At 53.5% G+C, this 11,298-nt stretch carries 7 protein-coding genes; all 7 read right to left on the bottom strand.

Going from position 1 to position 11,298, the window contains the following annotated elements; translation table 11 throughout:
* Nucleotides 1-473: 473 nt before the first annotated feature.
* Nucleotides 474-1,769, bottom strand: coding sequence for a glycerate kinase type-2 family protein (locus PUV47_RS19765; RefSeq protein ID WP_274220328.1), 1,296 nt, complete (start codon nt 1,767-1,769; stop codon nt 474-476).
* A 208-nt stretch (nt 1,770-1,977) separates the two neighbouring features.
* The gene (gene glxR / locus PUV47_RS19760; RefSeq protein ID WP_274220327.1) at nt 1,978-2,868 is read right to left on the bottom strand and encodes a 2-hydroxy-3-oxopropionate reductase; all 891 of its coding nucleotides are present in this window, start codon (nt 2,866-2,868) and stop codon (nt 1,978-1,980) included.
* A gap of 16 nt (nt 2,869-2,884) precedes the next feature.
* Entirely contained in the window at nt 2,885-3,667 is a 783-nt protein-coding gene (gene hyi / locus PUV47_RS19755; protein WP_274220326.1) for a hydroxypyruvate isomerase, read from the bottom strand.
* A 26-nt stretch (nt 3,668-3,693) separates the two neighbouring features.
* A complete protein-coding gene (gene gcl, locus PUV47_RS19750) occupies nt 3,694-5,445 on the bottom strand; it encodes a glyoxylate carboligase (RefSeq protein WP_274220325.1) in 1,752 nt (583 codons plus the stop codon).
* Nucleotides 5,446-5,905: 460 nt separating this feature from the next.
* The gene (locus PUV47_RS19745) at nt 5,906-7,186 is read right to left on the bottom strand and encodes an FAD-dependent oxidoreductase (protein ID WP_274220324.1); all 1,281 of its coding nucleotides are present in this window, start codon (nt 7,184-7,186) and stop codon (nt 5,906-5,908) included.
* Between the two features lie 42 nt (nt 7,187-7,228).
* Nucleotides 7,229-8,590, bottom strand: coding sequence for an FAD-dependent oxidoreductase (locus PUV47_RS19740; protein ID WP_274220323.1), 1,362 nt, complete (start codon nt 8,588-8,590; stop codon nt 7,229-7,231).
* A gap of 72 nt (nt 8,591-8,662) precedes the next feature.
* Nucleotides 8,663-10,318 carry a BCCT family transporter gene (locus tag PUV47_RS19735; RefSeq protein ID WP_274220322.1) on the bottom strand — a complete coding sequence of 552 codons (1,656 nt, stop codon included), beginning with the start codon at nt 10,316-10,318 and terminating at the stop codon, nt 8,663-8,665.
* Nucleotides 10,319-11,298: the final 980 nt, after the last annotated feature.

Genomic DNA, 11,298 nt, shown 5'->3' with positions numbered 1-11,298 from the left:
GCCGCCTACGAACTTTACCGAACCCCTTAAGATCAACGATCACGCCTGCTGTTTTGCCGTTCTAGATGACGTCAGCCGACCGCCGTTTTGCGAAAGCTCTCGCTTGCAAAACGGAGCATAATTTCATTTAGGTTATTGATATATATAGCTTTTGTTGAGCGCTTGCACGCCCACTCAGATCTTTATGCATGCGCAAGTAAAGGCTCAGGGGATGGGCGACTTGGAGTGCCCCAAAAACCGCCCCTTTTTCGATTAGTCTTTAGGCTAATGGCTTTTTCACAAGAAATTCGAACCAGTTCGATTTTATCGATAATTGGTTGGCCGATCTCATCCAACAAGACGCAGAAGAGTAAACAGAGGTCGCCTCACTCGAATCTCACCTTCCTCGATAAAAGAAAAGCGGCGCCCCCATCAGAGCGCCGCCTTTCAAGGCAAACCGACTTTCTGACGCTTGTGGCGCATCCGGCAGAAAGTCAGCGCCCGTCCTCAGTAATCAAGATGGCACGGAAGTCATTCACGTTGGTCATGGTCGGCCCGGTAATCACACTGTCACCAAGCGCCTCAAAGAAGCCATGCCCGTCGTTGTTTGCCAATGATGCGCTTGGGCTTATGCCCTTTTCCCAAGCCCGCTCGATGGTGGTTGGGTCACAGATCGCGCCAGCAATTTCTTCAACGCCATCAACGCCATCCGTGTCCCCTGCCAGGGCATAAACGTTCTTGGCCCCGCCCATGGTCACGGCATAGGAAAGCAGGAATTCAACATTGCGACCACCGCGCCCTTTACCTTTCAAGGTAACAGTGGTCTCACCGCCAGATAGAAGCACACAAGGTGCCTTGAACGGCTGGGAGTGAGAAACAATTTGCTTGCTGAGGCCCGCAAAAACTACCCCCACATCGGAAGCTTCACCTTCAATGCTGTCACCGAGGATGTAGGCCGGGATACCTTCTTGGGCGCAGACGTCGGCCGCAGCTTCGAGCGCTCGCTGCGGTGAAGCGACGATGTGAGTTTCGATGGACACCCCTTCCAGAGAGAGAGGCGCTGCACCGCTCGGTCCCTTGGCATCGGCTTCCTCCTTCATGCGGTCAAGGTGCGCCTTGGCAGCTTCTGGGAGTGCGATGCCGTAGCGCTCAATGATCGCAAGTGCGTCATAGACTGTAGTCGTGTCCTGAACGGTGGGACCGGAAGCAATGTTGACCGGATCATCGCCCGGCACATCGGAGATAAGTAGATTGATTATGCGTGCCGGATGTGCTGCAGCAGCAAGGCGGCCGCCTTTAATCTGGGAGAGATTGCGGCGCACACAGTTCATCTCATTAATCGTGGCACCGCAAGCCAGCAACTCCTTGTTCACCGCCTGCTTGTCTTCTAACGAAATGCCCGGAGCAGGCAGCGGCAGGAGCGCGGAGCCGCCGCCTGAAATCAGGCACAATACTGTATCGTCTGCACCCAGTTTGGACACGTAGTCCATCATCCGCCGCGAGGCCTCAAGGCCTGCTTCATCCGGCACGGGATGAGCCGCTTCCAGAATTTCGATCTTCTCGCAAGGAACGCCATAGCCGTAGCGCGTGACAACAAGCCCTTCAAGCTCGCCCTCGTAGGCATCTTCAACGGCACGGGCCATCGCTGCAGATGCTTTGCCCGCGCCGATGACAACCAGCTTGCCTTTCACATCATTTGGCAGAAATGGCGGCACGCAGACGGCTGGCTGCGCGGAGGCTACAGCGGCATCGAACAAACTGCGAAGCAACTCTTTTGGAGCTTTGGTCATTTATGCATCTCCCAAATGCAACGGGGTGGTGTGCAAGCCTTACTCAGCTATATGCCGATCAACTCATCTGATTGAAGCAACCCAATCTCAACGGATTGACCTGCTTGAAGCAGACAGCCAACAGAACGTCAGCGCCGTCGGCATCTTGGAAGGAGTGAGAGGGCGCCAACGAAGTGGAGCATGAAGCACCCTCTCACAGGTGCATGGATCAGGCGTCTTCGGCAACCTTGTGGTTTGCCATCAGCTCGAGAGCCTTCACCATGCCGGAGTGATCCCATGCGGCACCGCCATTTGCGGAGCAAGCATTAAAGAGTTCCTGCGCTGTCGCCGTGTTTGGCAAGGACAGACCCATAGCCTTTGCGTTGGACAGTGCGAGGTTGAGATCCTTCTGGTGCAGTTCAATCCGGAAGCCAGGATTGAACGTGCGCTTCACCATGCGCTCGCCGTGGATCTCCAGGATCTTGGAGGACGCAAAACCGCCCATCAGAGCCTGACGTACCTTCTCCGGATCTGCGCCAGCCTTGGATGCGAACAAGAGAGCCTCACCAACAGCCTCAATGTTCAGTGCAACGATGATCTGGTTTGCGACCTTGGCAACCTGACCGTCGCCTGCTTCACCGACGAGAGTGATGTTCTTGCCCATCAGCTCGAAGAATGGCTTCACCTTCGCGAAGTCTTCATCAGATCCGCCTGCCATGATGGAAAGGGTTGCGTTTACCGCACCAACTTCACCACCGGACACTGGGCCATCTACATAACCGCAGCCAAGTTCGCGAATTTTCTTTGCGAACTCTTTGGTTGCCAAAGGCGAGATGGAGGACATGTCCACCACGATCTTGCCTGCGGACAGACCTTCCGCAACACCACCGGCTTCGAACAGAACTGCTTCCACGTGCGGGGTATCCGGAACCATCACGAAGATGATCTCGGCCTTTTCAGCAACTTCCTTGCCGCTCTCGCAAGCGATGCCGCCAGCTTCCACCAGTTCAGCAGGAATGGACGGAATGGAGTGCAGGTGTACTTCATGACCTGCTTCGATGAGATGGCCAGCCATAGGCTTGCCCATAATACCGAGACCGATGAAACCGATCTTTGCCATTTTAGTTCACTCCTAATTAGATAAGTTTGTAGTCTTTCAGCCAGCCAAGGCCTTCAACGGTACCGTTTGATGGGATGTACTCAGCGCCAACCCAACCCTGATAGCCAATCTCGTCCAAGTGCTTGAACAAGAAGCTATAGTTGAGTTCGCCAGTACCTGGCTCATGACGACCAGGATTGTCTGCCAGCTGCACATGCGCAATCTGCGAGAGATTGTCCTTGAGGGTTCTGGCAATGTTACCCTCCATGATCTGCATGTGATAAATGTCGTACTGGAACTGCAGATTGTCGCTGCCAACTTCCTTGATCAAACGAAGAGCCTGCGCAGAGGTATTGACGCAGAAGCCGGGCATATCCTGAGTGTTGCAAGCTTCCAGCAGCAGCAGGATGCCAGCTTCCTTGAGGCGCGGTGCGGCATAACGCAGGTTTTCGATCAAAACCGCTTCGGCCTGCTCATGGCTTACACCTGCCGGGACAAAACCAGCAAGACAGTTCACCTGCGTGTTGCCCAGCACCTTTGCATAGGCGATCGCCTTGTCCACGCCAGTGCGAAACTCTTCCTCACGGCCCGGTAAACATGCGATGCCGCGTTCACCTTTCGCCCAGTCGCCAGCAGGCAGGTTGAAAAGAACCTGCTGCAAGCCGTTGGCGTCCAACTCAGCTTTAATCGCCTGCGCTTCGAAATCATAAGGGAAAAGGTATTCAACACCTTTGAACCCAGCGGCTGCAGCGGCTTCAAACCGCTGCATGAAGTCTAGCTCTGTAAAGAGCATCGACAGATTGGCTGTTAACTTAGGCATGTTCACTCCTTGATACCTAAAGAGTCTTATTCTTCGAGATCGATGACTTCTTCCCACTCGTTGACCTTGTCGATGTCTGGCCCCATGGAGACATTCAACTTGCGTTCAACAATGAACTCGACAACGACTGGAACTCTGAACTCATCGCGCAGCTCACGTGCCTTGCGCAACGCAGGTTCGATTTCAGCAGGATCAAAGACGCGGATGGCCTTGCAGCCGAGACCTTCTGCAACGGACTTGAAGTCAACGCCGTAGCCACCGTTTACGTTTTCGTCGACATTGACGTTTTTGAAACCGAGGTCGAGGCAGTGGTCCATCTTGAATGCCATTTGAGACATGCGGATCAGACCGAGGTAAGCGTTGTTTACCAGCACGTGGATGTAGGGAATGTTGTGCTGAGCGGCGACGGCCAGTTCTTCGAGCAAGAACTGGAAGTCATAATCGCCAGAGATAGCAACAACTTCCTTCTCCGGTTCAGCCTTGGCTGCACCGATTGCGGCAGGCATGGTCCAGCCGAGGGGGCCGGCCTGTGTCGCATTGATCCAGTGCAACGGACGCTCCACATGCAGCATCTGAGTGGCCTGGATCTGAGTGTTGCCGATGGTGGCAACATAACGGGTGTCACCGTCAAACACGTTGTTCATTTCGTGGAACACGCGCTGTTGCTTGATAGGCGTGTCGTTAAAGTCAGTGCGACGCAGCATGGTGCGCTTGCGCTTGTTGCATTCGGCAACCCAAGCGCTGCGGTCCTTCAGCTCACCCTTTTCCTTCATTTCCTTTGCCACTTCGATGAAGCGCTCAAGAGCCGGAACGGTGTCAGAGATGATGCCAAGGTCCGGTGAGAAGATGCGGCCAATCTGCGTAGGCTCAATGTCTACGTGGATGAACTTGCGTCCCTTGCGATACGTGTCGAGCTGACCGGTGTGGCGGTTCGCGAAGCGGTTTCCAATGCCGAAGACAAAGTCGCTTTCAAGGAAGTTCGCATTGCCGTAACGATTGTTACACTGCATGCCCATTTTGCCGATCATCAGCTCATGGCTGTCTGGAATCGAGCCCCAGCCACGCAATGTTGGGATGACAGGAACACCCGTGATTTCAGCCAGTTCCTGAAGCAGAGGAGCCGCGCCAGCACTCAGAACACCACCGCCAGAAACAATCACTGGCTTCTCGGCGTCATTGAGCATCTGCAGCGCCCGTTCGGCCTGCGCACGGGTGGCGCTTGGCTTGGACGGCGTCATTGGCTCATAGAGATCGATGTCGAATTCGATTTCCTGCATCTGAACGTCGACCGGCAGATCAAGCAGAACTGGACCTGGGCGACCGGACCGCATTTCGAAGAATGCACGCTGGAAATAACCCGGCATCTGGCCACCGTCCCGGATGGTCTTTGACATCTTGGTAACTGGCTTGGAAATCGCTTCGATGTCGACGGCCTGGAAATCTTCCTTGTCCAGCTTCGCAACAGGTGCCTGACCGGTCAGGCAGAGGATCGGAATGGAATCTGCCATGGCCGCATAGAGGCCGGTGATCATGTCGGTGCCTGCAGGACCGGATGTGCCAACGCAAAGGCCGATGTTGCCCACCTTGGCCCGGGTGTACCCCTCGGCCATGTGGCTTGCGCCTTCAACGTGACGGCAGATGATGTGCTCGATCCCGCCCAAGGTCTTCATAGCAGCGTAGAATGGATTGATTGCGGCGCCCGGAACGCCAAATGCAACGCTCACGCCTTCCTTCTTCAGGATTTGGACTGCAGCTTCAATCGCCCGCATCTTAGCCATGTGCTCTCTCCGTATCTTGGATTGCATTGCCGACAAGATTGGTCTCATTGAGAGAGAGTTCCAAACTCGATCAGAGGTTAAACCAGCAACACACGTGATATGACATGAAATAACAACGTATAAACTTTTGATCTATTCGCCTTATTACATAGTCATCATCTTGTTAAACTTTATTTTTACATTAACTTATCAATAGCAAATCAAATTTATACTTTTGATAAGTTCATTTTGTTGAGTGATGGGACTTCGACCAAGCAAAGCTCCGGCGTTTGCGGACCGCTCATATTGAGAGCCTTTCCGCATTACGGTCTTCATCTGGATCGACTGATCTCACCTTGATGGCCTCAGAAACCCGAGACCAGACAGGTCAAGCAGCTCCTACTTTCATAGTTTACCTACCTGCTTTGGTGCCATTTCAGCATTCCCGCGGGGCGGCTGATGACGCCTCGCGAGATGTTCTTTAATGCAGTGGCACTGCGCCGTTCTCGACGGTGAGCGCAACGATATCCGCAACCGGAACATCGCGAGACGCTCTCCCGCTTTGAACAGCAAGGGCAGCAGCAGCTCCTACTGCCTGCCCCATGGCCATGCATGTGCACTGGGCTCGAATACCTGCCAGCGATTTTCTGTCGGCAGACAGAATGCGCCCTGCAACAAGCAGACGGCTGGTGTCTTTTGGCATTAGCGCCCGGAAAGGTACGGTCGGAATAAGCTCTTCAGATTCATGGAAGATTTCTTCGCAACCATTGTCTTCATTGTGAAGGTCGATGTAGTTGAATGCGTTGCAGACAGCGTCGTCGTAAGGCACTGCGGCCATAAACTCATCAAGCGTCACGACGTGCTCTCCGATCACTCGGCAGCCTTCACGAGACAAGGCGCGGGTGTACATCTGCTTGAGCACAGCCCGCTCAGCGCCCGGAATACGGTCCCTCACGAATTCAAACATCCGCAGCATGCGCTTGCGGCCTTCAATATTGGCTGCGGTCTGGCCATCTGCGTCAGAGGTATCGCAGCCATAAATATGCGTGGCGTTGTGGCCGCCCATTTGCAGGTACCACAGGAATGGATAGATGCCGAAGTAAGCCCAGTCGCCCTTCTCCAACTCACCCTTTTCCATGGCCTCATCATAGATCTTCTGAGCCTCGCCTTCCCAAACCTGCTGCATGTCAATACCTTCAATGCGGTATTGCAGCGTGCCAGGCTGGCGGGCACTGGCCTTGTCTACAGGCCGCCCCAGAGCGCGAACAACGTCAGCATCACCCGAACAGTCAATCAACTCCTTGCAGCGTGTAATGCGCTTGATGCCGCGCGCAAATGAGGTGACTTCCCACTCGTTGCCGTCCTGATGCACTTCCCCGATAAATTCGTGGTAGTGGATTTCAACACCGGCTTCCAGCGCAGCCTGCTCGGCCAATGTGGCATAGATCGGCACATTGATGTTGCTGTAGTACCCCGGCGTATCTACAGCGCGGCGTTCGGTCATTGGCTTGATCCGAAGACCTTCTACTTCCTTGGACTGCTTGAACAGTTCCCAGCCGATACCTTGCACAACGGCTTGTCGTGGTGAATGCCAATGGTTTGGCATGAACACGCCGCCGTCGGTCATGGTGCCACCAAGCATTGAGCTCGCCTCGATCAAGGACACCTTGACCCCCGCACGGCCCGCCTGGATTGCTGCCACGTGACCGGCGGTTCCCCCGCCCGCAATGACCACATCAACTGTTTCACGTTGTTCTCTCATGAAACCCAACTCCCTAAGTCGGGGCGCTAAACGCGCCACCGATTAGTCAATACGCACGTCTTGATCGCGCAGCGTTTTCTGTAGCTTGGCAATGTCGAGCTCGGTGAAGCTCACATCATCCATTGCCGCCAAAGCTGCCGCAGTGCCGGCACCCTGGCCTGTAACCGAACAGCACATCATGTTGCGCATGGTGGTGTGTGCGATCACATCTGCAGAGATACAGCGGCCGGCTACGATCAGATTTTCGACCTTTTGAGGCACAAGACAGCCATATGGGATCTGATAATAGCGCCCCGTGGTTGGCAGGATCAGATAGCCGCTGCCGTCGATGAACTCTGGGAAGATGCCGATACTGTCATCGCAACGGCCCTGATTAAGCACGTGTTCTTTGGTCACACGGGTTTGACCCTGAATGAGGCGAGACTCACGCGTTCCAAGCGTCATGCCGAAATTGCGCAAACGCGCGTTTTCAAAACCCGGCACATAGTGGCGCAATGCATCAATGGCCCAGATTGCCTGCTGACGGCCCTCAATTTCAGCGCGTGTGATGTCCAAAACGTCCGTGCAGTCGAAGCCGAACGCGTAGACCATGTTGAGCTGAAGCGCTTCACCTGTTTCTGTGAAGGTCGACCAGGTGCCTGCGATGGCCCCGGCATTGCCTGGGATCACGCCTTCTTCATGGGCCTTGGTAAAGACATCCTCCATGTAGGGACTGAACATGTCATCTTCCTTTTCATCGGTGATGACGTCCCAGTTCTTGCCCCAGTCGGCGTAAGTTGGCTTGAGATCTTCTTCAACAAATTTCTTGAATTTCGGCACATCAATGCCAGCGCAGTTGAACATGACGGTTACACCCATCAGTTCGCTTTTGTCGCGCTTTGTGTAGGGCGCACCTGCCTTGTAGGCAACATCCGCATCGCCCGTACAATCAACGATCTTCTTCGCTAGAACAGCTTTGCGGCCGGACTTGCCTTCAACGATCACGCCCTTCAGCGCGTCGCCTTCCATAACCACATCAACGACCATGGAGTGAAGCAGCGGTGTGACGCCCGCCTCTACCAACATGCGGTCGGCAACGTACTTGAAACCTTCTGTGTCGATCACTTCGCTGACGGATTGCGGCTCTGGCCGAGTGAAGCCCAGTTCCTTTGCACGGCGCTCATATTCGCGGCCAATGCCTTCGCAATCTTCGGTGTCTTCATGGCGGTACCAAGCAAAGCTCTCGACACCTACTTGAGTGAGAACGCCGCCAAAACAGCCATAGCGCTCAAGAATTACTGTCTTTGCACCAGTACGCGCGGAAGCAATTGCAGCTGTAAGACCGGATGGACCACTACCGACAACCAGTACATCCGTTTCCATCATGACTGGTGTTTCTCTGACCGGCTCGACTATCGTGTTCATTTTATTATCCAAAGACCTGAGAATACTAATCTGTTGGGGGAGCCCCCGGCGGTGCCGGGGGCGTCAGTCTTGTTATTCCGCTGGAACAGCTACCGCGCCAGGTTCTGCAGCTGGTTTCGCCGCTGGTTCCTTGACACCATTGCCTTGAGCATCCAGCTCGAGCCAAATCCGGTTTTGTCCATCAGGGGCAGGCAGACCTTCCGCGAAGTCCTGCTTGATAGCCTTCATGAAGCTCTGGCACAGAATCCAGATCACGAACACCAGTGGGAAGCCGGTCAGAATGGATACCGTCTGAAGAGGCTTCAGAGATTCCGGGTTGATGAAGTAAAGACCCAGAGAAACCGCACCAGCAAGGATCAACCAGAACGCCACGTTCCACTTTGCAGGATCCTGATCGTCACGCAGCTCTTCCTGAGTAGCCGCCGCAAGTGAATAGCCTACCGCACAGTGGCCAGTGATGTAGGAGATCAACGTGATCGCACCAAAGGCAAAGATGAACAGGCTCGACATTGGCAGGTGAGACAACATGGTGGTTACCACCTTGCCACGGCCACCTTCACTCATTGCGGCCATTAGGTCGGCTTCGCCTGTCATCTGCAGATCAATACCAAAGCCAGGCAGGACCATGTAGAAGACCATGCAACCAAGGGAACCGAAGATCAGACCGCCAGCAACAACTTCACGGATGGTACGGCCCTTGGAAATCTTCGCGATGAAGAGGCCAAATGGAAGCGCATATACAACCCACCAAGAGAAGTAGAAGACCGTCCAAGCTTGAGGGAACCCGGTTTCACGCAGAACGTCCGTTACGAAGCTCATGTAAATGAAGTTCTGCAGCAGAAGACCAAGACCGTCGACAGACTGGTTCAGGATGAAGGCTGTTGGCGCGCAAACAAGGATCGCAATCAGCATCACGATGTCGGCCCGAACGTTCCACTCTGAAAGTACAGAGACCCCGCGTTGAAGCCCGAAAATGAGCGCAACAAGTGGAATGAAGGTCCAAAGGAAGATCACGAAAGTATCCAAGAACGGATTACTTGACTCCCACCCAGCGAGATAAACAATTACGCCTGAGATAAGTGGCGTTCCTAGCGCCAGAGAGGTCATAACCCCGCCAATCATGCCAAACATGTACAGGAAGTTACAGAGGTGCCCCGCAAAGCCATCTGCATAGTTCCCAAGTACAGGACGCACGAATTCGCTGACCTTCATGTTCTTTTGCTTACGAATGTAGAAGAAATACGCCATAGGTATAGCACAGCAGATGTACCATGCCCAAGCGGAAGGCCCCCAGTGGAACATGCCATAGGCCGAAGCCCAACGGGCAGCATCTGCTGAGCCAGGCTCAACACCGAACGGCGGCGCCTGCATGATCCAGATCCACTCCACACTGCCAAGGTACAGCAAGCTACCCCCTGTACCAGAGGTGAAGATAAGACCGATCCATGTGAATGTGCTGAATGCTGGCTTTTGGCCTGGATCACCGAGAACGATCCCCCCCATGCGTCCCATGGCCAGCACAAGGCAGAAAACCACAGCAGCAACGGTCGCCAGCAAGAAGAACCAACCCAATTCGTTGGTCGTGAATTTGTGTAACTGACCTAGAATGGCATTAGAGCCAGCCGGGTCGTACACAAAGTAAACACCCATAACCAAGGTCACGATCAGAGCAGGATAGAACACCCACTTGTCAATGGCCCCTTCTTTATGCCCAGATGGTGCAGACATCAATCCATCCTCCCAATTTCATGTTACCTCTCCCTTTTCGAACGCGTTCGAATATATGAAACTGTGGCCATCAGACCTCCTAAAAGTCCAGTCAGGTAAATCGCGTACCTTTCCAATTTTCGGAGTTATCCATTGTTTTTATGGGTTTTTTCACGGGACACAGGATTGAATATTCGTTCAATAGCGCCAGGTGACATGGCCCGAAGTGACCCTCAAAAAAGTCGAACCAACGTCGAAATCTATCACCGCAAGATAGCTTTTGAATTGAATTCAATTCAGCTTCACGATAGGGTAACGACGATATATTAGCGTAATCAAAGATTTATCTGCGACTGGCCCAACAGGGGATGACTAAACTGCCCCACCTCGCTGCACCGGCCCAAAAATGCAAAATCGACTCACCCACAAATGCAAACCGCAGCCAATAGAGCAGCCGCCAATCAATGAGCCGAGGCGGCTAGCCTAACACGCGCACCAAATCTGGCTTTTGAGCCCTTTGTTCCTACCCTCGGCATCCGATCTCAAAACACAATGAGAGCACTGTTTTACCTCTGACTGGGCCGCCACCATTGCCTCCAAGTGGCACCCTCCCATAAACCAGCCGAGGATCAAGGCCGCCTTCGACACAACCACGTACCCATACCAGAACAAACCATAAAGCGACTATCAGTTGACATTATCTCAATTCTTGAATCCCAGTCGAAGGGCGAGCAGAGACTTGGCAGCGTGCTATCAAACAATGCCTCAAGAAACGCATGATTCTCGTGGAGATAAATATAATTCCTCACAATTTGCGTATTGAATCAGATATCGGAGTTTTAAAAACATATTTTTCAGTATTGAGGGCTTTGCCGGAGACAGTTTTCCAACGAACAATGATATATTTCGCGCGCCATCAAATACTATAGCGATGCCTATCAAATTGATTTTTCAAACTTTTTCAATCGCAAAATGGGGTATTGGCGGTCTCATTCGAGCTC

This window comes from Pseudovibrio exalbescens, from assembly GCF_028737195.1.
Classification (GTDB): Bacteria; Pseudomonadota; Alphaproteobacteria; order Rhizobiales; family Stappiaceae; genus Pseudovibrio; species Pseudovibrio zosterae.
The sequence above is the reverse complement of the archived record's forward strand: the minus strand, read 5'-3'. Positions and strand labels throughout refer to the sequence as shown.

Excerpts from the sequence above, each read along its gene's own strand:
- glxR (WP_274220327.1), bottom strand. The coding sequence starts at position 2,868 with ATGGCAAAGATCGGTTTCATCGGTCTCGGTATTATGGGCAAGCCTATG.
- gcl (WP_274220325.1), bottom strand. The coding sequence starts at position 5,445 with ATGGCTAAGATGCGGGCGATTGAAGCTGCAGTCCAAATCCTGAAGAAG.
- PUV47_RS19740 (WP_274220323.1), bottom strand. The coding sequence starts at position 8,590 with ATGAACACGATAGTCGAGCCGGTCAGAGAAACACCAGTCATGATGGAA.
- hyi (WP_274220326.1), bottom strand. The coding sequence starts at position 3,667 with ATGCCTAAGTTAACAGCCAATCTGTCGATGCTCTTTACAGAGCTAGAC.
- PUV47_RS19745 (WP_274220324.1), bottom strand. The coding sequence starts at position 7,186 with ATGAGAGAACAACGTGAAACAGTTGATGTGGTCATTGCGGGCGGGGGA.
- PUV47_RS19765 (WP_274220328.1), bottom strand. The coding sequence starts at position 1,769 with ATGACCAAAGCTCCAAAAGAGTTGCTTCGCAGTTTGTTCGATGCCGCT.
- PUV47_RS19735 (WP_274220322.1), bottom strand. The coding sequence starts at position 10,318 with ATGTCTGCACCATCTGGGCATAAAGAAGGGGCCATTGACAAGTGGGTG.